Annotated in this window: 20 protein-coding genes, 2 tRNA genes and 1 other RNA gene; 10 read left to right on the top strand and 13 right to left on the bottom strand. The window is 72.0% G+C overall.

Translation table 11 applies throughout. The features are described 5' to 3' along the window. The first annotated feature begins 16 nt into the window (after window positions 1–16). Entirely contained in the window at window positions 17–1,042 is a 1,026-nt protein-coding gene (bagA, locus tag NCI01_RS20010; RefSeq protein WP_254183253.1) for an ATPase BagA, read from the top strand. Window positions 1,043–1,053: 11 nt separating this feature from the next. Next, window positions 1,054–2,226, top strand: coding sequence for an ArsA family ATPase (gene bagB, locus NCI01_RS20005; RefSeq protein WP_254183252.1), 1,173 nt, complete (start codon window positions 1,054–1,056; stop codon window positions 2,224–2,226). A 203-nt stretch (window positions 2,227–2,429) separates the two neighbouring features. Here bagB and NCI01_RS20000 read toward each other — a convergent pair whose 3' ends face one another. Beyond that, window positions 2,430–2,717: a WhiB family transcriptional regulator gene (locus NCI01_RS20000; protein ID WP_254183251.1), complete on the bottom strand. Its 288-nt coding sequence runs from the start codon at window positions 2,715–2,717 to the stop codon at window positions 2,430–2,432. 196 nt (window positions 2,718–2,913) lie between these two features. Here NCI01_RS20000 and NCI01_RS19995 point away from each other — a divergent pair, with 196 nt between their 5' ends. Next, window positions 2,914–5,313: a transglycosylase domain-containing protein gene (locus NCI01_RS19995; protein WP_254183250.1), complete on the top strand. Its 2,400-nt coding sequence runs from the start codon at window positions 2,914–2,916 to the stop codon at window positions 5,311–5,313. A gap of 12 nt (window positions 5,314–5,325) precedes the next feature. Here the strand turns inward: NCI01_RS19995 and NCI01_RS19990 are convergent, their stop codons facing one another. Then, window positions 5,326–5,784 carry a GatB/YqeY domain-containing protein gene (locus tag NCI01_RS19990; protein ID WP_254183249.1) on the bottom strand — a complete coding sequence of 153 codons (459 nt, stop codon included), beginning with the start codon at window positions 5,782–5,784 and terminating at the stop codon, window positions 5,326–5,328. A gap of 26 nt (window positions 5,785–5,810) precedes the next feature. On the opposite strand from NCI01_RS19990, the gene NCI01_RS19985 reads away from it, so the two are divergent. The 4 genes from NCI01_RS19985 to NCI01_RS19970 all read left to right on the top strand — a co-directional run bounded on the left by NCI01_RS19985 (window position 5,811) and on the right by NCI01_RS19970 (window position 8,205). Continuing rightward, window positions 5,811–6,746 carry a metallophosphoesterase gene (locus tag NCI01_RS19985; protein WP_254183248.1) on the top strand — a complete coding sequence of 312 codons (936 nt, stop codon included), beginning with the start codon at window positions 5,811–5,813 and terminating at the stop codon, window positions 6,744–6,746. A 76-nt stretch (window positions 6,747–6,822) separates the two neighbouring features. Beyond that, window positions 6,823–7,383, top strand: coding sequence for a dihydrofolate reductase family protein (locus NCI01_RS19980; protein ID WP_254183247.1), 561 nt, complete (start codon window positions 6,823–6,825; stop codon window positions 7,381–7,383). Between the two features lie 10 nt (window positions 7,384–7,393). After that, window positions 7,394–8,029, top strand: a complete 636-nt coding sequence (locus tag NCI01_RS19975; protein WP_254183246.1) for a dihydrofolate reductase family protein — start codon at window positions 7,394–7,396, stop codon at window positions 8,027–8,029. Between the two features lie 99 nt (window positions 8,030–8,128). Then, window positions 8,129–8,205: transfer RNA gene (locus tag NCI01_RS19970), tRNA-Pro, on the top strand. A gap of 80 nt (window positions 8,206–8,285) precedes the next feature. Here the strand turns inward: NCI01_RS19970 and NCI01_RS19965 are convergent. Both NCI01_RS19965 and NCI01_RS19960 read right to left on the bottom strand, forming a co-directional pair. Then, window positions 8,286–10,061 (bottom strand): MFS transporter, encoded by a 1,776-nt coding sequence (locus NCI01_RS19965; RefSeq protein WP_254183245.1) that lies wholly within the window; start codon window positions 10,059–10,061, stop codon window positions 8,286–8,288. After that, the gene (locus NCI01_RS19960; protein ID WP_254183244.1) at window positions 10,058–10,759 is read right to left on the bottom strand and encodes an LppX_LprAFG lipoprotein; all 702 of its coding nucleotides are present in this window, start codon (window positions 10,757–10,759) and stop codon (window positions 10,058–10,060) included. Before NCI01_RS19960 ends, NCI01_RS19965 begins: the two co-directional genes overlap by 4 nt. Before the next feature lie 149 nt (window positions 10,760–10,908). On the opposite strand from NCI01_RS19960, the gene NCI01_RS19955 reads away from it, so the two are divergent. Next, window positions 10,909–11,883 (top strand): DUF2157 domain-containing protein, encoded by a 975-nt coding sequence (locus NCI01_RS19955; protein WP_254183243.1) that lies wholly within the window; start codon window positions 10,909–10,911, stop codon window positions 11,881–11,883. Between the two features lie 83 nt (window positions 11,884–11,966). Continuing rightward, window positions 11,967–12,521, top strand: coding sequence for a hypothetical protein (locus NCI01_RS19950; protein WP_254183242.1), 555 nt, complete (start codon window positions 11,967–11,969; stop codon window positions 12,519–12,521). Window positions 12,522–12,632: 111 nt separating this feature from the next. Here NCI01_RS19950 and NCI01_RS19945 read toward each other — a convergent pair whose 3' ends face one another. From NCI01_RS19945 to ffs, 7 genes are all read right to left on the bottom strand, one after another. Beyond that, window positions 12,633–13,688 (bottom strand): aspartate-semialdehyde dehydrogenase, encoded by a 1,056-nt coding sequence (locus NCI01_RS19945; RefSeq protein ID WP_254183241.1) that lies wholly within the window; start codon window positions 13,686–13,688, stop codon window positions 12,633–12,635. 1 nt (window position 13,689) lies between these two features. After that, complete coding sequence (locus NCI01_RS19940) at window positions 13,690–14,988, bottom strand: aspartate kinase (RefSeq protein ID WP_254183240.1); 1,299 nt, start codon at window positions 14,986–14,988, stop codon at window positions 13,690–13,692. A 91-nt stretch (window positions 14,989–15,079) separates the two neighbouring features. After that, the gene (locus NCI01_RS19935) at window positions 15,080–15,661 is read right to left on the bottom strand and encodes a DUF5063 domain-containing protein (protein WP_254183239.1); all 582 of its coding nucleotides are present in this window, start codon (window positions 15,659–15,661) and stop codon (window positions 15,080–15,082) included. 49 nt (window positions 15,662–15,710) lie between these two features. Then, window positions 15,711–16,307 (bottom strand): recombination mediator RecR, encoded by a 597-nt coding sequence (gene recR / locus NCI01_RS19930; RefSeq protein ID WP_191194126.1) that lies wholly within the window; start codon window positions 16,305–16,307, stop codon window positions 15,711–15,713. A 9-nt stretch (window positions 16,308–16,316) separates the two neighbouring features. Continuing rightward, window positions 16,317–16,694, bottom strand: a complete 378-nt coding sequence (locus NCI01_RS19925; RefSeq protein WP_254183238.1) for a YbaB/EbfC family nucleoid-associated protein — start codon at window positions 16,692–16,694, stop codon at window positions 16,317–16,319. Between the two features lie 55 nt (window positions 16,695–16,749). Next, window positions 16,750–18,957: a DNA polymerase III subunit gamma and tau gene (locus NCI01_RS19920; RefSeq protein WP_254183237.1), complete on the bottom strand. Its 2,208-nt coding sequence runs from the start codon at window positions 18,955–18,957 to the stop codon at window positions 16,750–16,752. A gap of 91 nt (window positions 18,958–19,048) precedes the next feature. Beyond that, window positions 19,049–19,139: signal recognition particle sRNA small type (ffs, locus tag NCI01_RS19915), an RNA gene on the bottom strand. 106 nt (window positions 19,140–19,245) lie between these two features. Here ffs and NCI01_RS19910 point away from each other — a divergent pair. Then, window positions 19,246–19,331 (top strand) — tRNA-Ser (locus NCI01_RS19910). A gap of 71 nt (window positions 19,332–19,402) precedes the next feature. Here the strand turns inward: NCI01_RS19910 and NCI01_RS19905 are convergent. Both NCI01_RS19905 and NCI01_RS19900 read right to left on the bottom strand, forming a co-directional pair. Beyond that, a complete protein-coding gene (locus tag NCI01_RS19905; protein WP_254183236.1) occupies window positions 19,403–20,704 on the bottom strand; it encodes a UDP-N-acetyl glucosamine 2-epimerase in 1,302 nt (433 codons plus the stop codon). 50 nt (window positions 20,705–20,754) lie between these two features. Continuing rightward, window positions 20,755–21,822: a sugar phosphate nucleotidyltransferase gene (locus NCI01_RS19900; protein WP_254183235.1), complete on the bottom strand. Its 1,068-nt coding sequence runs from the start codon at window positions 21,820–21,822 to the stop codon at window positions 20,755–20,757. Window positions 21,823–21,838 lie beyond the last annotated feature (16 nt).

Genomic DNA, 21,838 nt, shown 5'->3' with positions numbered 1-21,838 from the left:
TGGCTATCCTCGGCTCGTGACCGCCAGCACCGACCGTCCCGTCGACTGGCCGAAGGTGCGCCTCCACGTCGTCACCGGCAAAGGCGGGACCGGGAAGACCACCGTGGCCGCGGCGCTCGCCCTCGCGCTCGCGACGTCGGGGCGCAACGTGCTCCTCTGCGAGGTCGAGGGTCGCCAGGGCATCGCGCGCATGTTCGACATCGACCCGCTCCCCTACGAGGAGCGCCGCATCGCCAAGGGGGCCCCCGACGCGGACGGCCGCGCCGGCCAGGTCCACGCGCTGCACATCGACCCGGAGTCGGCGCTGCTCGAGTACCTCTCGATGTACTACAAGCTGGGGCGCGCCGGGAAGGCACTCGACCGCATCGGTGCCATCGACTTCGCCACCACCGTCGCCCCCGGCGTGCGCGACGTGCTCCTCACCGGCAAGATCTACGAGGCGGTGCAGCGGCCCCGCGGCGGCCGGCACAAGGACCAGGTCACCTACGACGCCGTGGTGCTCGACGCACCACCCACGGGCCGCATCAGCCAGTTCCTCGGCGTCAACTCCGAGCTGGCCGGGCTCGCCAAGGTCGGCCCCATCAAGTCCCAGGCCGACAAGGTGATGGAGCTGCTGCGCTCGCCGCGCACGGCCGTGCACGTGGTCACGATCCTCGAGGAGATGCCCGTGCAGGAGACGTCCGACGGTATCGCCGAGCTGCGGGCCGCAGGCCTCCCCGTCGGCGGGGTCGTGGTCAACCTGGTGCGCCCCCAGGAGCTCAGCCCGAGCGCTCTGGCGCTGGTCCGCGACGACGCCGTCGACCCCACCGCGGTCACCTCCGACCTCACGCGCGCGCGGGTGGACGTCGACGCGGGGCTGGTGGAGTCCCTCGTCGCAGAGGCGCGCGACCACGCCGTACGACGACAGCTCGAGGACGAGCAGCGCGCGCTCGTCGCGGCCGAGGGAGTGCCGACCTACGAGCTCCCGCGCCTGGCCGGCGGCATCGACCAGGGAGCCCTCGTCGAGCTCGCCCAGCTGCTGCGCCTCCAGGGGATGGCATGAAGATCACCCCGATGAGCACCACTCCGGCGACGACCGCCTCCTCGCGACCTGCCGCTGCCCCGGTCCTCGACATCGACGCGCTGCTCGACGACCGGAGCACCGAGATCATCGTGTGCTGCGGCGCGGGCGGGGTCGGCAAGACGACGACGTCGGCGGCGCTCGCGCTGCGGGCCGCCGAGCGGGGCCGCAAGGTCGTCGTGCTGACGATCGACCCGGCTCGGCGCCTCGCGCAGGCGATGGGCATCGAGCAGCTCGACAACACCCCGCGACCGGTGCCGTCGGTCGGCGCGGACGCGGGCGGGTCGCTCGACGCGATGATGCTCGACATGAAGCGCACCTTCGACGAGGTGGTCGAGTCGCAGGCCAGCCCGGAGAAGGCGAGGCAGATCCTCGAGAACCCGTTCTACGTCGCGCTGTCGAGCTCCTTCGCCGGCACGCAGGAATACATGGCGATGGAGAAGCTGGGCCAGCTGCACCGTCAGGCGCTCGCCGACGGCAGGTACGACCTGATCGTGGTCGACACCCCGCCCTCGCGCTCGGCGCTCGACTTCCTCGACGCTCCCGAGCGGCTGTCCAGCTTCCTCGACGGTCGGCTGATCCGCCTGCTCGTCGCCCCCGCCCGCGGACCGGCGCGGTTGATGACCGCCGGCTTCTCGGTGGTGACCAACGCCCTCGCCAAGATCCTGGGCGGCCAGATGCTCAAGGACGTGCAGACCTTCGTCACGGCCCTCGACACCCTGTTCGGCAGCTTCCGGCAGCGGGCCGATAAGACCTTCGCGCTCCTGCAGGCGGACGCCACGTCGTTCGTCGTGGTCGCGGCTCCAGAGCCCGACGCGCTGCGGGAGGCGGCCTACTTCGTCGAGCGGCTCACCGATGACGACATGCCGCTGGCCGGCCTGGTCGTCAACCGGGCCAGCCCGTCAGCACGCACCGCACTGTCGGCCGAGGCGGCGATCACGGCCGCCGACCGGCTCCAGCAGGGCGACTCCTCGTCCGTGACCGCCGGCCTGCTGCGGCTGCACGCCGACCGGGTCCGCATCATCGAGCGCGAGCAGCACCTGCGCGAGCGCTTCGCCGCCGCCCACCCGAAGGTGCCGACCGCGGTCGTGCCCGCGATGGCGAGCGACGTCCACGACCTCGACGGACTGCGTGCGATCGGCGAGAGCCTGGCGAGGCAATCCTGAGATTGCGTTGCCTCCACAGCGACGTCCACGACCTCGACGGACTGCGTGCGATCGGCGAGAGCCTGGCGAGGCAATCCTGAGATTGCGTTGCCTCCACAAGGGATCTCGACGCGACCATCGCGGCTTCGTGCCTCAGCCGCGGGTCTTGCTCGATCTGGCCGTGCCCACGCGGCGAGCTCGTTCCTCACTCGCCGCTGCACGTCTCAGACCGTGACGGAGGGAGTCTCGACCTTGGTGCGGGCGGTCTCCAGGATGGTGCGCCACGACGAACCGGGACGACGGCGGAGCAGCGCACGGCGCTCACGCTCGGTCATGCCTCCCCAGACACCCCACTCGATCTGGTTGTCCAGCGCCTCGGCGAGGCACTCGGTCCGCACGGGGCACCCCGCGCACACCTGCTTCGCCTTGTTCTGCTCCGCGCCACGCACGAACAGCGCGTCCGGAGTGTCGCCCTTGCACGCGGCGCGTGCTGCCCAGTCCTCGACCCACATAAGTCAAACCCCACGGTGATTGTCGAGCCGGTCGGCCGCCCCCATAGCGGCCATCCTCGACTCGTGATGAAAAAGTAAACGAACTACCCCGGTCCAGACAGGGACCGTGTGGCTCAATTCGTATAGTCCGATGTGACTATTCGACTGCGCGGCTGGAATTCCGGGTGGTAGGCGTCCGCCCCGTACTCTGGTGCCCATGTCCTCACGCTCGTCCTCTTCCCTCGGTCGCCCCCAGAGGCGTCCCGACGCCGGTCGTGTCGCCTCCCACCTCGCCGTGATGGCGGCCGTCGCCGTCGTCATGGGTGTCCTCGTCGCGTGCCTGGCCATCCCCTTCGCGGGCCTGGTCGGCGTCGCGGCCAAGGACGTCAGCAAGGGCATGGTCAACCTCCCCGAGTCGCTCGAGGCCAAGGACCTGTCGCAGAAGACGCGGATCTACGACGTCAACGGCAACCTGATCGCCTCGCTCTACGACCAGAACCGCATCAACGTGCCGCTGGCCTCGATCTCCCGGCCCATGGTGAAAGCGATCGTCGCGATCGAGGACTACCGCTTCTACGACCACGGCGCCCTCGACCTCAAGGGCACGCTCCGGGCCTTCATCACCAACCAGGCCAACGGCGGGTCGGTGCAGGGCGGCTCGTCGATCACCCAGCAGATGGTGAAGCAGACGCTGCTCTACCAGGCGGAGACCGACGAGGAGCGCAAGGCGGCGACCGAGGAGACCTACGCTCGCAAGATCCGCGAGCTGCGCTACGCGATCGCGTTCGAGAAGAACCACACCAAGGACTGGATCCTCGAGCGCTACCTCAACATCGCCTACTTCGGCGACGGCGCCTTCGGCGTGCAGTCGGCTGCACGGCACTTCTTCTCCAAGAACGCCAAGGACCTCAACCTCCTCGAGTCAGCCACCCTCGCCGGCCTGGTGAAGAACCCCGTCGGCTACGACCCGGTCGACAACCCCGAGCGGGCCGAGAGCCGGCGCAACGTCGTCCTCGACCGCATGGCGCAGCTCGGCATCCTGACCGAGAAGAAGGCCGAGCGCCTCAAGGGCACCCCGATCGGGGAGACGCTGAAGATCGAGACGTCGCCCAACGGCTGCCAGCAGTCGCGCGCGCCGTTCTTCTGCGACTACGTCGTCAACTGGCTGCTCAAGGACCCGGTGCTCGGTGACACGCCGAAGGAGCGTCGCCGCACGCTCAACAACGGCGGTCTCACGATCAACACCACGATCGACCTCGACATGCAGAAGGGCGCCGACGACGCGGTCTCGAACCACGTGTTCCAGACCGACCAGGCCATCGGCGGCCTCGCGATGGTCGAGCCCGGCACCGGCGACGTACGCGCGATCGCGCAGTCCCGTCCGATGGGCAAGGACAAGGCGGGCGGCGAGACCTACCTGAACTACGTCGTGCCCAAGAAGTACGGCGACGCCAACGGCTTCCAGGCCGGCTCGACCTTCAAGGTGTTCGTCCTCGCCGAGGCGATCAACCAGGGCATCCCGTTGAGCACCACGATCAACTCCCCGCCGGAGATGACGATCCCGGACGAGGCGTTCGAGAACTGCGACGGCCCCTACCGCGGCGACGGCGAGGGCTGGAACGTCTCCAACTCCACCGGGTCGGGCACGTTCGACCTCTACTCCGGCACGCAGCAGTCGGTGAATACCTTCTTCGCTCAGCTGGAGACCCAGACGGGCATGTGCAAGCCGCTCGAGCTGGCGAAGGAGATGGGCGTCAAGGTCCCGCTGGCGCAGAAGGTGCCGTCGTGGATCCTCGGCGTCTCCGACAGCAGCCCGCTCGAGATCGCCCAGGCGTACGCCACCTTCGCCGCCCGCGGTCTGCACTGCGAGCCGCGTCCGGTCACCCAGGTGCTCGACTCCTCCGGAGGCGTCCTCAAGGACTTCGCCCCCGAGTGCGAGCAGGTCATGCCCGGCGCCACCGCGGACGCGGTCAACGACATCCTGCGCGGCGTGATGGAGCCCGGCGGCTTCGGCTCGTCCCTGGCCATCGACAAGCCGTCGGCCGGCAAGACCGGCACCAACCAGAACAACATGTCGGTGTGGTTCGCCGGCTACACGCCCACCATCGCGACGGCGGCCATGGTGGCCGGCGCCAACCAGTTCGGCGAGTGGGTCAGCCTCAACGGCCAGACCGTCGGCGGCGTCCCGATCTACGAGGCGTTCGGCTCGACGGTCGCCGGACCGATCTGGGGCGAGGCGATGGCAGCGGCCTCACCCAAGCTCCCCTACGAGGACTTCCAGGCGCCGCCCGGCGACCAGATCGCCGGCGTGCTCAGCACCGTGCCCGACGTGGCGGGCCAGAGCGTCGAGGCTGCGACCGCGACCCTCGAGGGCGCCGGCTTCACCGTCGCCGACGGCGGTGAGGTCAACTCCGAGACCGGGGCCGGTCTCGTCGCCTACACCTCGCCCGAGGGTGGAGCACAGCTGAGCAGCGGCGACACCGTCACGCTCTACACCTCGACGGGCTACGTGCCTCCCCCGCCGTCCACCGACAACGGCGGCAACGGCGGTGGCAACGGCAACGGCAACGGCAACAACGGCAACAGGGGCCGCGGCAACGGCAACGGGCGAGGCTGACCCCTCCCGGGCTCAGCCCAGCTGCTTGCGGACCTCCGCGGCGACCGCGCCACCGTCGGCACGGCCCTTGACCTGGGGCGTCACGACGCCCATCACCTTGCCCATCGCGCGCATCCCCTCGTCGGCGGCGCCGGTCTGCGCGATCGCGGCGCTGACGAGCTCGGCGATCTCGGCCTCGCTGAGCTGGGCCGGGAGGTACTCGGCGATCACCTCGCCCTCGGCGGCCTCCTTGGCGGCCATCTCGGCGCGCCCGCCCTCCTCGAAGGCCACCGCTGCCTCGCGGCGCCGCTTGGCCTCCGTCGAGAGGACGCCGATGATGTCGTCGTCGGAGAGCTCGCGGGCCTCCTTGCCGGCGACCTCGGCGTTGGTGATCGCGGTCAGCACCATCCGGATGGTCGAGGAGCGCAGCTCGTCACGCGCCTTCATGGCGGTGGTCAGGTCGGCGCGGAGGCGGTCCTTCAGAGCACTCATGCGCACCATTGTGGCAGCCTTGCCGAATGCCTCTCCTCCCCGTCGTACGCCGCACGCTCGGGGTCGGGACGCTCGCAGGCGCAAGCCTGGCGACGTACGCCGCCTGGGAGGCTCGGCAGTACACCCTCCGCCGCGTCACCGTCCCGATGCTCCCTCCGGGCCATGCACCGCTGAAGGTGCTCCACCTCAGTGACATCCACATGGCGCCCGACCAGCGTGCCAAGCAGGAGTGGGTGCGCGGACTGGCCGCCCTCGAGCCCGACCTCGTGATCGACACCGGTGACAACCTCGCCCACATGCGCGCCGTGCCGGTCGTCGCCGACGCCCTCGGCGGCCTGCTCGACGTCCCGGGGGTCTACGTCCTCGGGTCCAACGACTACTACGCGCCGGGCATGCGCAACCCGCTGCTCTACCTGCTCCCCGACACCGGCAAGCGCAACACCTCGACCCCACAGCTCCCCTGGCCCGACCTCAAGGCGCGCTTCGACGCAGCCGGCTGGCTCGACCTCACCAACGGCTTCGGGTCGCTGACGGTGCGGGACACCACGATCGCCTTCGCCGGCGTCGACGACCCCCACCTGTCCTACGACGACCTCGAGCGGGTCGCCGGGCCGGCCGACCCGTCGGCCGACCTGAGGCTGGCCGTCGCCCACGCGCCCTACCTGCGCGTCCTCGACCAGTTCGCCGCCGACGGCTACGACGCGATCATCGCCGGACACACCCACGGCGGCCAGGTGTGCCTGCCCACCCTCTCCGGCCGCGGGCGGGCGCTCACCACCAACTGCGACCTCGAGCCGGCCCGCGCCCGCGGCCTGCACCGTCACCCGGCGGACTCGGCGCCCGGCGACGAGGGTTCGGCTTGGCTGCACGTCTCCGCGGGCCTCGGCACCAACCCCTACGTCCGCTTCCGGGTCGCCTGCCACCCCGAGGCGACGCTGCTGACGCTCGTCCCCACCGGCTGAGCTCGCGTCGTACCTGACCCCTTTTCACCGGCGCCCGCCTGTGGTGGTGTGGGAGCACGGAGAAGGGAGTCGTGGCGTGCGCGAGCTGATGGTCGACCTCATCGTGTCCCTCGACGGGTGTGCCGCGGCCGACGGCTGGCCGGGCCTCTGGGGCATGGGCGGGCCCGACTACTTCGCCTGGCTCGACCGGCAGGAGACGCGCACGACGCTGATGGGCGCCACCACCTACCGGCTGATGTCCGGGATGGCCGACGAGGAGCCGGAGGCGTTCGCCCAGCTGGAGGCGAGGGACAAGGTGGTGTTCTCCTCGACCCTCACCGAGCCGCTGGCGTGGGCGAACACCCGGCTGGTGGCAGACGACCCGGTGGAGGCGGTGCGGGCCATGAAGGCGCAGGACGGCCCGCTCCTGAGCACCCTCGGCAGCCTGACGCTGGCCCGGACGCTCCTGAGCGCCCGCCTCGTGGACCGGTTGCGCGTCGTCGTCTTCCCGGTGATCAACGGGGCGACCGGCCGCGAGCGGGTCTTCGACGGCTACCCCGACGTCCGCCTCGAGCTCGTCGAGAGCAGCACCTTCGACGGACGCCTGCAGATGCTCGACTACCGGCCCACCGTGCTCGACCGTCCACCGCTCGCCTGAAGGAGGCGCCATGGCACTCGCCAGGGTCCACAACTTCTCGATCTCCCTCGACGGGTTCGGCACCGGCGAGCCCCAGTCCCTGGAGTCGCCGTTCGGCCACGCCGGCGAGCGGCTGCACGAGTGGATGTTCGCGACCCGCTACTGGGACGACGACGGGCAGTCGGGGATGGACGCCGTCTACGCCTCGCGCCACGACGTCGGCTTCGGCGCCGAGATCATGGGCGCCAACAAGTTCGGCCCGCCGGGGTGGCAGGACGACCCCGACTGGCGAGGGTGGTGGGGGGACGACCCGCCCTTCCACACCCCGACGTACGTCCTGACCCACCGGCCGCGGCCGTCGGTCGAGATGGAGGGCGGCACCACCTTCCACTTCCTCGACGCGTCACCGGCCGACGCGCTGGCCACGGCCATGGAGGCCGCGGGTGGGCTCGACGTACGCCTCGGCGGTGGCGCCAGCATGATCCGCGACTTCGTCCGCGCCGGGCTGGTCGACCACATGCACGTGGTGCAGGTGCCGATCGTGCTCGGTCGCGGCGTGCGGCTCTGGGACGGCCTCGACGCGCTGGAGGAGCGCTTCGACATCGAGGCGGTGTCCTCGCCCAGCGGCGTCACCCACCTCACCATGACCCGCAAGCACGCCCCGTGAGCCGGCCGGTGTCCGCGGGCTCGGGGCGATTTCCAGAGCCCCTGACCGCTCCGGTATGCTCGCCGACGTTGCCCTGACGAGGTCACTCGATCAGGGCGGCGGGCTGTGGCGCAGCTTGGTAGCGCGCCTCGTTCGGGACGAGGAGGCCGCAGGTTCAAATCCTGTCAGCCCGACCATGTGATGTCGCAGGACATCGCGGACACCCGGACCCACGACGTGGGTCCGGGTGTTCGTCTTCTCCGGCCCGTCGGCCGGGCTAGATCCCGGACCCGACGGGGGGCGTGCGCACCTCGCGGGTGTCGGCGTGCCGGAACACCACGAGCGCGACCAGCCCGGCCGCGACGCAGCAGGCCGCTGCGCCCAAGAAGATCGTCTGCAGCTGGACGAGCCCGGCGTCCTGGAGGATCCGGCTGAACTCGGCGCACCGGCTGTCCCCCGGCCCGCAGACGTCCATCGGCTCGGGCAGGTCGGCCTGCGCGGCGAAGTAGCGTCGCAGCCCGATCGTGGTCAGCACGCTGATGCCGACCAGCTTGCCGACCGTGCGCGCCACGATGAGCAGGGCGCTCGCCAGGCCGTGGACACCGGCGGCGGTGACGGAGAGCAGCGCGGCGTTGACCGGCGCCATGGCCAGGCCGATGCCGAGGCCCGCGGCGACCAGCGGCACCGTGGCCACCGGGCTCTCCAGCGCCTCGAACTGCCACTGCGACATCCACCCGAACCCCGCCGCGGACACCGCCATGCCGAGGGCGGTCACCACGCCGGCGCCCATGCGGTGGGTCAGCCACCCGCCCACGAACGCGCCGACCGGGAGCCCGACGAGGAACCGCAGCAGCACCAGCGCAGCCATCAGCTGCGAGTCGTTGTGGACCGTGATGCGGGCGAAGATCGGGATGTCCACCAGCGCGGCGATCACTGCCGCGCCGATGAAGAAGCTGACCACCAGCGCTCCCCACGCCGGCGTCGCGGTCACCGCGCGAGGTGGCACCAGCGGGTGGGGCACGGACCGGTTGCGGAGCCAGAAGAGCACGGCGGCGACAGCGCCCACGACGAGCAGCCACGGGCCGGCCGGCGACAGCACCTGCACCTCTGGGTCGGCGGTGGCGAAGGCCAGGATGATCGTCGCCAGCACCACCGAGAGCAGGAACGCGCCCGGCAGGTCGACCTCGGCCAGGGTGGCCCGCCAGGAGCGGACGTCGACCAGCGGCTCGCGCGCCGTCAGGCAGCGGAGGACGAGCAGCAGGGTCAGCGCGAAGCACGCCAGTGCCAGGGGCGAGAGCCACCGGCTGTCCCCGACCACCGGGAGGAAGGCGAGCCCGGCCGTCACGTCCGCCAGCAACCGTGGGGGCTGGACCATCACCAGCACCAGGCAGCCGAGGGCCGCGGCGGCGAGGACCAGGCCGGGCACGTCGACCCGACGCGGCTCGACAGGCTCGAGCGTGGTGCCCGCGGCCCGTCGCCGGAGGGCAGCGGCCAGGACGAGGCCGACCGCCAGGTTGATCCAGAAGATGGTGCGCCAGCTGCCGAACGCGAGCACCACGGCGCCGTACACCGGCCCCACGACCTTGCCGAGCTCCTGCACGGCGCCGACCACCCCGAGCGGCACGCCCCGGCGACGGGGCGGGTAGAGGTCGGCCACCAGCGCGAGGGTCGGGGGCAGCAGTCCGCCGGCGCCCACTCCCTGGAGGAGGCGTCCGGCCACCACGCTGGTGAGGTCGTAGGCGGTGGCCGTCACCAGCAAGCCGAGCGCGAAGACCACGAGCGACCCGACCAGCACCGGCAACCGGCCCCGGACGTCGGCGATGCGCCCGATGAGCGGCAGCATCGCGACGTAGCCGAGCAGGAAGCCGGAGATGATCGGGGCGGCCCGCTGGAGGTCCTCCGCCGACAACCCCGCCGACCCCATCATGTCGGGCAGGGCGAGCACCACGACGTAGTTGTCGGCCGCCGCGAAGCCCACCGCGACGGCGGCCAGGCCGAGCAGGACCCGGCCGCGCCGGTCGACCTCGCGGTCCGGTGCGTCGGACCCGGTCACGGGGCGCGGATGTCCTGGTCGGTCCCGTAGTCGTCCAGGCTGACGGTGTAGTCGACCGTGCCCTTCGGGCCGTAGAACGGGCCGGAGACGTCCACGGCACGGAGCCGGCCGTCCTGGTCGATCCGGAACGTCGCGGGGAACGTGGCGTCCTCGTCGGCGCTCGGGATCACCGCGTCGACCACGCGGCCGGGCAGCGTCGCGGTGTAGGAGCTCAGCACGACCTCGCCGTCGCGGACCCGGTCGCCCTCCTCGACGTCGGTCGCGGCGGTGAGCCAGGACGACAGGCCACTGTCCGGCTCCATCAGCCCCGCCGGGTCAGGGGCGCCGTAGTCCGCGGGGTTGACCTTGCTGAACGAGCGGGTGAACGGCAGCCTGGCCCAGACGGTGAAGTCGACGGAGACCACCGGCACGTCCACCTCCAGCCCGTTGACCATGACGACCAGGTCGCCGTCGAAGGCCGGCGCGCGGGTGGCGACGCCGGTCGCCTCCAGGACGCCGTCGACGCCGTCGGGGAGCTCTTGGGTGGTCAGGGACAGGGTCACGCCGCTGGTCTCGTCGAGCGCCGTCTTGGCCGCGGCGAGCACGTCCTGGGGGGTCTCCTCCGACTCCTGTCCGCCGCCGCCGGAGCAGGCCGCGAACGTCGTCGTGAGGGCCGCCAGGGCGGCCAGCGACGCAACGCCGCGGCGTACCCGCTCCATGGCGATCGACACTACGACCGCCGCAGGTGCGGGGACAGGGGACAACGTCCTCCGAGGAGGGACCTTTCGGACATGTCGTGCTGCGACCGGCGCGACGAGCATGGAGGTGCGGGACGACCCGTCGTACCGCACGTCCTGAGGAGGCAGCGATGGGGAGCGCGCACCAGCCGTCTCCGTCGGCGCTCGACGCACTCGACGAGTGGGTGGCGTCGGGACTCCTCACGCCCGAGCAGTCGCGCGCGATCCGGGAGCACGAGGCGGCGCGACGTGGGCCGCACGCCGCGGTCGCGCTGCAGCCGTCGCCGGAGGCCGGTCCGTCCCTGGTCGTCGAGGCCCTCGGCTACCTCGGTGGCGTCGTCATGCTGATCGGCGCCGGGATCCTGACCGGGATGCTCTGGCCCGACCTCTCGGTGCCCCTCCGGCTCGCCCTGATCGGTGCCGCGGCACTGGCCCTCATCGGCGCCGGCTTCGCCGTGCCCGAGCGCCTCGGCGAGGTGGCCGGCCGCGTGCGCTCGGTGCTGTGGGCCCTCGGCGTGGGAGCCACCGCCGGGTTCTTCAGCGTCTTCAGCACCGAGGTGCTGGACCGGTACGACGAGCACGCCCTGGTCGTCATCGGCCCGCTGACGGCGGTCGTCGCGGGCGCCCTCTGGTGGCTGCGTCGCACCTGGCTCCAGCAGCTGGCCCTGCTCGCGCCGTTGCTGGTCTCCGCCATGGGCGTCGGCATGGAGCTCACCTCGACCGACTCCTCGTGGGGCGGCGCCCTCGTGTGGGCCACCGCGGCCTGCTGGGCCGCACTGTCGTGGGCGGGCCGGCTCGAGCCGCGCGTCCCGGGGGTGGCCTTCGGCGCGCTCGGTGCCGTCCTGGGCGCCCTCGCGATGCCGTCCGACGTGGGCATCGCGCTCGCGCTGGCGACCGCGGTCGCCGCAGTGGGCCTGGCGCTGTGGGAGCGGAGCCTGCCCTGGCTCGGCGTCGCCGCGATCACCCTGCTCTGGACGATGCCGCGCGCCGCCGACGCCTGGTTCCCCGGACGGCTCTCGGCCGCGCTCACGCTGCTCGCGACCGGCGCCACCCTGGTCGGGGCGGCGGTCTGGGTCGCCCGGCACCAGGGTGCGAAGCGGTCGTGACGTCGTACGAACTGACGTGGCGGGTGCGGCAGGCACGGTCGTCCCGACGGCCGGGAGCCCCGGTCGTGTGGCACTGTGCCTCCATGGCAGACGGTGCCCCCGACGACGGTCCCCCGCTCGAGATGCCCTCCCTGTCGCTGCGGCGCCGGACGAGGACGTCCGACGGACCGGTGAGCTCCCGGCCGACCGAGGCACCGCCCCCAGAGGTCCCCCAGCCGTCCGAGCCGTCCCCTGGCGGTGCCCGGCGACGGCTCCCGGACGTCCCGCTGACCGGACTCCCCGCGGCGGCGCTGACGGGTGTCGCGGTCGGTGGGCAGGCCGTCCTGCTGGCCTGGCTGGCCGGCGTCGGCTGCGAGGCAGTGCGCGGCACGTCGTCCTGCGGCGGCGGACCCGGGCTGCTGATCCTCCTGGTCGTCCTCGCGGCCCTGGCGTGGTCCGGAAGCCTGCTGCTGCGCCTGCTCGGCGTGCCGCACCCCGGCTCGACCAGCGCGCTCGCCGTCGGCATCCTGGCCGTCCTGGTGCTGGTCTTCCTGCTGGGCTCGCTCGACGAGTGGTGGGCGCTCGTCGCCGTCCCCGTCGCGTCGGCGATCGCTTACGGCGTCTCGTGGTGGGTCACCACGGCCGCCGGCGACGACTGATCCGCGAGCCACTCCCTCAACTTGTCAGGCGTTGCACGGGCCGACATGTCCAGGGATCCCCGGCCGCCCGGGGATTCCTGAAGTTGTCAGGCCGTGCACGGGCCGACAGGTTCAGCGAGCGGCCGCGACCAGCTCGGCGATCTGCACGGTGTTGAGGGCGGCGCCCTTGCGCAGGTTGTCGTTGCTGATGAACAGCGCGAGTCCGCGGTCGTCGGGGACGCCCGGGTCCTGCCGGAGCCGGCCGACGTAGGACGGGTCCTTGCCGGCCGCCTTGAGCGGGGTCGGCACCTCGTCGAGCTCGACGCCCGGCGCCGAGCCGAGGAGATCGCGGGCGCGGGCGGGGGTCATCGGCCGCTCGAACTCGGCGTTGACCGCCAGCGAGTGGCCGGTGAACACCGGGACGCGCACGCACAGGCCGGAGACCAGGAGGTCGGGCAGGCCGAGGATCTTGCGCGACTCGTTGCGGAGCTTCTGCTCCTCGTCGGTCTCGTTGAGCCCGTCGTCGACGACCGAACCGGCCATCGGCAGGACGTTGAAGGCGATCGGCTCGACGTACGTCGCCGGGTCGGGGAACGCGATCGCCGAACCGTCGTAGGCGAGCTCGCGCGCCTTGTCGCCCGCGGCGGCCACGCCGCCCGCCAGCTCCTCGACGCCGGCGACGCCGGAGCCGGAGACGGCCTGGTAGGACGACACGATGAGGCGGGTCAGCCCGGCCTCGTCGTGCAGCGGCTTGAGGACGGGCATCGCGGCCATCGTCGTGCAGTTGGGGTTGGCGATGATGCCGCGCCCGGCCTCGATCACCGGCGCCATCGCGTCGGGATTGACCTCCGAGACCACGAGCGGGATGTCGGGGTCCTTGCGGAAGGCGCTCGAGTTGTCGACCACGATCACGCCGGCGTCGACGAACCGCGGCACGAGGGCCCGTGAGGTGGTGGCGCCGGCGGAGAAGAGCGCGATGTCGAGCCCGGCCGGATCGGCGGTCGCGGCGTCCTCGACGGTGATCTCACGGTCGCCGAACGGAAGCACGGTGCCGGCCGAGCGGGAGGACGCGAAGAAGCGGACCTGGTCGTCCGGCCCGATCATCCCGGTGTGGGCTCTCTCCAGCAGGATCTGGCGCATGGCCACCCCGACCTGGCCCGTCGCGCCGACGATGCCGATGTTGACCATGTCAGCGCCCCGTCCCGCCGTAGACGACGGCCTCGACCTCGTCGGCGTCGAGGTCGAACGCCGTGTGGGTCGCGCGGACGGCGTCGCCCACCGAGCTCTCGTCGACGATGACCGAGATGCGGATCTCCGAGGTGGAGATCATGCCGATGTTGACGCCGGCCGAGGCGAGCGCGCCGAAGAACTTCGAGGTGATGCCCGGGTGCGAGCGCATGCCGGCACCGATGAGGGACACCTTGCCGATCTTGTCGTCGTAGAGCAGCTTGTCGTAGCCGACCTCGGCCTGGATCCGCGCCAGAGCCGTCATCGCGACCTGGCCGTCGGTGCGCGGCAGCGTGAAGGAGATGTCGGTCAGGCTCGTCGCCGCGGCCGAGATGTTCTGCACGATCATGTCGAGGTTGATCTGGGCGTCGGCCAGGGCCTCGAAGATGCGGGCCGCCTCGCCGACCTTGTCGGGGACGCCGACGACGGTGATCTTGGCCTCGCTGACGTCGTGGGCGACTCCGGCGATGATGGGCTGTTCCATGGTCACTTCCTCGGGTCCGTCGAGACTGGGTCCGTCCAGGTTGGGCTCGCTCGTGACCCAGGTCCCCTCGAGCTGGCTGAACGACGAGCGCACGTGGATCGGGATGCCGTAGCGGCGGCCGTACTCCACGCAGCGCAGGTGCAGGATCTTGGAGCCGCAGGCGGCGAGCTCGAGCATCTCCTCGTAGGACACCTTGCTGAGCTTGCGGGCGCTCGGCACGATGCGCGGGTCGGCGGTGAAGACGCCGTCGACGTCGGTGTAGATCTCGCACATGTCGGCCTCGAGGGCGGCGGCCAGCGCCACGGCGGTGGTGTCGGTGCCGCCGCGGCCGAGGGTGGTGATCTCCTTGGTGTCGGCCGACACGCCCTGGAAGCCGGCCACGATCACGATGTGGCCCTCGCCGATGGCCTGGGTGATGCGGCCGGGCGTGACGTCGATGATCTTCGCCTTGCCGTGCACCGAGTCGGTGATCACGCCGGCCTGGGAGCCGGTGAACGACCGCGCGGTGTAGCCCAGGTCGCTGATCGCCATGGCGACCAGCGCCATGGAGATGCGCTCCCCCGCGGTGAGCAGCATGTCCATCTCGCGGGCCGGAGGCAGCGGCGAGACGCCGTTGGCCAGGTCGTAGAGGTCGTCGGTCGTGTCACCCATGGCGGAGACGGCGACGACGACGTCGTGGCCGGCCTTCTTGACGTCCACGATGCGCCGCGCGACGCGCTTGATGGCGTCGGCGTCGGCGAGCGAGGAGCCGCCGTACTTCTGCACGACAATGCCCACGGTTTGGTCCTCGGGATCGGGGTGCGGCCGTCAGGGGCCGCGGTGCTCTGGCGAGCCCGCCGGCGCCGTTGCCGCCAGGCCACCGCAGATTCTACGGCTGGACGGTGGGGGTGCTCCCGAGCATCTCATCCGCGACCGCGACGGCGTCGGCGTCGGCCTCGAAGTCGGTGTCGAACCGGTCGTGCGCCACGACGGTCAGCAGCGCGTTGAGCGCGGCGCCGGCGAGGTTGCCCCAGTTGTTGACGTAGGAGAACTGCCACCACCACAGCGCCTCGTCGACGTCGCCCGCCCGGAAGTGGCGCAGGCCGTTCTCCAGGTCGATGGCGATCGAGGCGAGGTCGTCGGAGAGCCGGCTCTCCACCACCTCGGGGACGTAGGGGTCGAAGACGAACGTGTAGGCGTCGACGCCCTCGAGCATGTCGGCCAGCCGCAGCCGCAGGTCGTCGATGTCGGCCTCGGGACCCACGTCGGGCTGGTACTCCTCGCGCGGGGTGAAGTCGTGCTGCGCACCCATCCGGGCACCGGCCAGCAGGACCTGGCTGATCTCGAGGAGCAGCAGCGAGACGGCCTGCGCCCCGTTGCCCTCGCGGGCGATGGCACGCAGGGCGAGCAGGAAGCTCTCCACGGAGTCGGCGATCTGCTCACCGAACACTCTGTCGTCAGTCTGGGTCACGGCACTGGTCCCCTTCCGGCATCTGCGCTTGCTTGGATCACTCGATCGATCACTCGGCTGATCGCCGTCCGGCGAACGCTCGTCCGAGCGTGACCTCGTCGGCGTACTCGAGGTCACCGCCCACAGGCAGTCCACTCGCCAGGCGGGTGACGCGCAACCCCATCGGCAGGAGCAGTCGCGTGAGATAGGTCGCGGTGGCCTCGCCCTCGAGGTTGGGGTCGGTGGCGAGGATGACCTCGGTGACCGTGCCGTCGGCCAGGCGCGGCATCAGCTCCTTGACGTGGAGCTGGTCGGGGCCGATGCCGTCGATCGGCGAGATCGCGCCGCCGAGCACGTGGTAGCGGCCGCGGAACTCGCGGGTGCGCTCGATCGCCACGACGTCCTTGTACTCCTCGACGACGCACAGCACGCTCGGGTCGCGGCGCTCGTCGCGGCAGATCCGGCACTGCTCGTCCTCGCTGACGTTGAAGCACGTCGAGCAGAACTTCACGCGGGCCTTGACCTCGATCAGCACGTCGGCGAGGCGGCGTACGTCGGTCGGCTCGGCCTGCAGCAGGTGGAAGGCGATGCGTTGCGCGCTCTTGGGACCGACGCCCGGCAGCCGACCGAGCTCGTCGATCAGGTCCTGGACGACACCTTCGTACAACGAGGGTCCTCAGCCGAGCCCGGGGAGGCCGGGCATGCCGCCGCCTCCGCCGAGGCCCTCGGTCAGCGGGCCGAGCGAGTCGCCGGCGAGCGCCTCGGACTTGGCGCGTGCGTCGCGGTAGGCGGCGACGATGAGGTCGGAGAGGTCGGACAGGTCGTCGGGGTCGCTGCCGTCGAACTCACCGGAGCGGATGGTCACGCCGACCAGCTCGCCGACACCGTTGGCGGTGACCGTCACGGCACCGCCTGCGACGGTGCCCTCGACGGTCTGCTGGGCGAGGTTGGCCTGCGCCTCCTCGAGCTGCTGCTGCATCTGCTGCGCCTGCTGGAGCAGGGCGTTCATGTCGAAGCCGCCGCCACCGAGGGCGTCGAAGGGGTTCTGGCTCATCGGGTCTCCCGCTGCTGGTCTGGGTGGTCTGGGTGGTCTGGGGTGGTCATCGCGGTCAGTCGTTCTTGATCTCTTCGATCAGCCGGGCGCCGAGCGTCTGGCTGAGCAGCGACTCGGTGTCGACGGCGTCGGAGTCGGCGTCGGGGTCGTCGGGGTCGACGTCGTCGTCGGCCGAGCGGACGGGCCCGGTCGGCTCGGCCGGTCCCCCGGCACGGGCCGCCTCCAGCGCCTCGCGGGCGGGTGCGGCCGAGACCGGGGGCGGGGCGGGAGGGGCGGCCGCAGGGGCGTCGGCGCCGGCGGGAGGAGCGGCGTCGCCGGTCACCCAGTCGGGCGGGCCGTCGGGGGCCGGCTGCCCCGGCGCGCCGGGAGGTGCGGCGGGCGCGGCAGCCGGTGCGGACGACGGGTGGGGGTCGGTGGCCGCCTGGCGGACGACCGGCGCCTCCGCGGCCGCGCCCGACGGGTCGACGATCGACTCGACGCGCCAGTCCATGCCGACGACGTCGATCGCGGCCTGGCGCAGGATCTCGTCGCACCCGCCGTTGACGAAGGAGTCGCGCGCACCGGCGTTGGCGAAGCCCACGGTCAGCCGCACGCCGTCGACGTCGACCACGTGGGCGTGCTGGGACAGCACCATCCAGGCGAGGCGGCGACGGTTCTTGGTCTGCTCGAGGATGTCGGGCCACAGCCGGCGTACGTCGACGAGGCTGAGGCCTCCGCGCGGACCGGCCGGCTGCTCGGCGACCGGGGCGTCGGGCGCGGCCGCAGCGGCCGGGGCAGGGGCCGGCTCGGCGACCACGGGGGGTGCCTGCGGCGGGGAGGGCTCGTGGGGCGCCGATCCCGGCATCGGCGGGGGCGGAGGCGGTCCGTCGTCGCGTGACGGCGCGGCCGCGGTCGGCATGGGCGGCGGCGGGGCCGGCTCGTCGGCGCGTGGCGGGGATGCAGCCCGGTCGGCGGGTCGGGTCGCGGGCGGAGCGGCGGGAGCCTCGGTCGGTGCGGCGGGGGCGGCGGGGGCGGCGGTCGCGGCGGGGGCGGCCGGACGCGAGGGCACGGAGGGAGCCGAGGGAGCCGAGCCGGCCGCGGGGGCGGGGGCGCCGGTGACGTCCATGCGGCGCTCGAGCCGCTCGAGGCGGGCCATCACGCCGTCGGCCGTGTGGTCGGCTCCCGGGAGCAGGACCCGCGCGCAGAGCAGCTCGAGCAGCAGGCGGGGGGCGGTGGCCCCGCGCATCTCGGTGAGGCCGGCGGCCACGATGTCGGCGGCCCGGCTGAGCTCGATCGCGCCGAAGCGTGCGGCCTGGGCGACGAGGCGCTCGCCGGCGTCCTCCGAGAGGTCGATCAGCCCGGTCGCGGGGGCGTCGGGCACGGCGGTGACGATGACGAGGTCCCGAAGCCGGCGCAGCAGGTCCTCGGTGAAGCGGCGCGGGTCCTGGCCGGTCTCGACGACCTTGTCGACCACGGAGAACACCGTCGCGCCGTCGCGGGTGGCGAACGCCTCGATGACCTCGTCGAGGAGCGAGTCGGGCGTGAAGCCGAGCAGGTCGGTGGCCAGCTTGTGGGTGACCCCGGCCGGACCGGCGCCGCCGAGCAGCTGGTCGAGGACCGACAGCGTGTCACGGGCCGAGCCGGCACCGGCGCGGACGACCAGCGGCAGGGCGGCCGGCTCGATGGCCACGCCCTCCTCGCCCGCGAGCTGGGTGAGGTAGTCGCTGAGCAGGCGCGGCGGGATGAGCCGGAAGGGGTAGTGGTGGGTGCGCGAGCGGATGGTCGGCAGCACCTTGTCGGGCTCGGTCGTGGCGAAGATGAAGCGCAGGTGGGGCGGCGGCTCCTCGACCAGCTTGAGCAGGGCGTTGAAGCCCTGCGTCGTGACCATGTGGGCCTCGTCGATGATGTAGACCTTGTAGCGGTCGCGGACCGGCGCGAAGAACGCCTTCTCCCGCAGGTCGCGCGCGTCGTCGACACCGCCGTGGGAGGCCGCGTCGATCTCGATCACGTCGATGGAGCCGGGGCCGCCACGCGCGAGGTCGCGGCAGCTGTCGCACTCGCCGCACGGGTCGGAGATCGGCGCCCGGGCGCAGTTGAGGGCGCGGGCCAGGATGCGGGCCGAGGTGGTCTTGCCGCAGCCGCGCGGACCGGAGAAGAGGTAGGCGTGGTTGACCCGGTTGGCCGCCAGCGCGGCCCGCAACGGCTCGGTCACGTGGTCCTGCCCGATGACCTCCTGGAAGGTCTCGGGCCGGTAACGGCGATAGAGCGCGAGCGGTGACTCCACGTCGTGAACACTAACCGTGCCCACCCACAGTGCCCACCGCGGGAGCGCGGCCCCTGCGAAGTGCCGGCGGGACCACCGGGGCCGGACATGAAGAGGCCCCCCACGCACCCGTCAGAGCTCACTTACCCTTGCTGCCTTCCGGCCCTGGGGGAATTGGGCGAGGTGACGCCGCGTGGGGGGTTGTCGGGGAGTCTAGGCGAGGCCCGGACGGCCACCCAAACCCGGCCCGCACCCAGGGGTCGGCAGGCGATTTCACCGGCCACCGGACCGACCGGTACTCTCCTCGGCGGAGGTATCGCCTAGTGGCCTATGGCGCTCGCTTGGAAAGCGGGTTGGGTTAACAGCCCTCGGGGGTTCGAATCCCCCTACCTCCGCCGCCACGAGGGCCCCGCACCGATCCGGTGCGGGGCCCTCGTCGTGTCCGGCCGGGATCGTCGTACGACGATCAGCGCAGCTGGGCCTTGAGGCCGTAGCGCCACTCCTCGGAGATCAGCAGGCTCCCCTCGTCGAGGCGGCGCTCGACCGCGTCGACGAGCATGGCCGAGGCCTTCTCGGGGTAGACGCGGTCCCACGACAGCTCGGCGCGGTGCTCGAAGACGTTGTGGATGACGCTGGTCATCAGGTCCTTGTCGACGGGCGGGGCGAGGAAGTTGCTGCCGGCGAGGAACGTCTCGGAGCGGTCGGAGCCGAAGCGCAGGGTCACGCACGGCACCTCGAGGACGTTGGCCTCCTCCACGATGCTCCCGGAGTCGGTGACGATGACGGCGCACATCGACATGGCGGCGACGACGTCGAGGTAGCTGTCCCACACGGGCGTCGAGATGAGGGCGTCGCCGTAGCGGGCCTCGAGGTCCTCGAGCCACTGGCGGCGCCCGAAGTTGTCGATCGCGGCCTCGGTGCCGAGCAGGCGGATGAACAGCACGTGGTGGCCCTGCTCGAGCAGCGACTCCATCGCGTCCATCAGCAGGTTGAAGCGGTCGCGGTTGGTGGTGTTCTCGCGACGGTGGACGCAGAAGCGGAGGAAGGACCCGTCGCCCATCTGCGGGAACTTCTCGAGCACCTGGTTCTTGTCGCTGCCGGCGACCGCCTGCGCGAGCGCGTCGACGACGGAGTTGCCGACGACGTCGATGGCGGCCGGGGCGAAGCCCTCCTCGACGAGGAACTCGCGGTTGAGCTCGACCGGGGCGGCGTGCAGGTCGGAGCCGGCGTCGGCGACGCGGGTGTTGAACTGCTCGGGCGAGGGCTCGCGGCTCCCCTTGGCCCAGCTGGCGCGGTCGATCGACTGCTCGCGGAACGACGCCCAGTCGAGGTCGGCACCTTGCTCGATCCAGCCCTTGAGCACCTCGGGCCTGGGCGACAGGGTGCGCAGCCCGGCCTCGACGTGGACCAGCGCCTGGCGCTCGCCGAAGGTGGCGAGGGCGCCGGCCATGGCGGTCGTCGTGTCGCCGTGCACGTAGGTGATCGGGAAGCCGCCGCGCTCGGAGAAGCCGCGCAGGTACTGCGCGAGCTTGGCGGTGATGCCAGAGACGAGGTCGTTGACCCCGCCGCGCACCTCGAGGTTGATGTCCTCGCGCACGCCGAACTCGTCGAGCATCGACTGCGAGAGGTTGTGGTCGTAGTGCTGACCGGTGTGGCACAGCACGACGTCGTGACCGCGCTCGCGCAGCTCGTGGTAGATCGGCGCCTGCTTGATGATGTCGGGCTTGGTGCCGACGACGACGATGTGCTGGCTGTTCTCGTGGGACATGGGTTCCTTCGGGGTGGGGCCGTGGGGCAGGAGGTCCGCGGGCGGACCGGTCAGAGGAGGTCCTCGCGGGTGCTGGCCGCGAGGAGCGAGCGGAGCCGCTCGAGGGTGCCGGTGTCGAGCGCCTTCTGGCGGTCGAGCACGTAGACGGCGTCCTCGTGGGTGACGACGATCAGGCCCCGCGCGCCGAGGGTGACGACCGGGCGGCCGTCCATGCTGGCGACGAGGGTGTCCTCGGCGTCGAGCTGCAGCGCGGGACCGATCGAGGTGACCCGCTGGTCGTGGAGCACCCGCTCGAGGCGGGGCCAGGTGCCGACGTCGGTCCACCCGAGCTGGCGGGGGACGACCAGGCACTCCATCCCGGCCCACATGAGCGGGTAGATCTCGTGCCCGCCGATGGCGGCACCGCGGTAGGCCTTCTCCGACGTCGCGCCGCGGGCGAAGCGCTCGATCGCCTCGAAGATGAGGGGCAGCGCGCTGCGGTAGGCCTCGCACGCCCGCCCGACCCGTACGCCGTAGCAGGCGGTGTTCCAGAACAGGTTGCCCGTCTCGCCCAGCTCGGCGACCAGGCCCTCGTCGGGCTTCTCGTGGAAGGAGTCGATGACCTGCACGGCGTCGTCGCCGCCCTTGGTGTGGATGTAGCCCAGGCTGGCGTCGAAGCGGGTGGGCTCGGCACCCAGCACCACCATCGAGCCGGGCGTCCGGTCGAGCTGCTGGAGCATGTCGCGCGACGCCTCGTTGAAGGCGTCCTCCTCGGTGATCAGGTGGTCCGAGGGGGCGATGAGCGCCGGCGCGTTGCCGTACTTGTGCGACAGCGTGGCGATGCTCAGCGCGAACGCCGTCGCGGGCCCGGCCGGGTCCTCCTCCAGGATCAGGTTCTCCGGCGGCACCGGGCCCAGGGTGGCGCGGGCGGCGTCGGCGAAGCGGGCGCGGGTCGAGACGTGGATGCGGCTGGGGTCCACGATCTCGCTGAGCCGCTCGATGGTGCCGGTGAGCAGCGGCCGGTCGCGCACGACCGGCTGGAACTGCTTGGGGGCGCGGTCGCGGCTGATGGGCCACAGGCGCGAGCCCTGGCCGCCGGCGAGGATGACGGCGACGGGCTCGTCCGAGGTGTCAGGCATGGCGTGATTCCATCAT

Source organism: Nocardioides pinisoli (genome assembly GCF_024199985.1).
GTDB classification, from domain to species: domain Bacteria; phylum Actinomycetota; class Actinomycetes; order Propionibacteriales; family Nocardioidaceae; genus Nocardioides; species Nocardioides pinisoli.
Note: the sequence above shows the minus strand (reverse complement) of the source record. Positions and strands in the feature narration are given on the sequence as shown.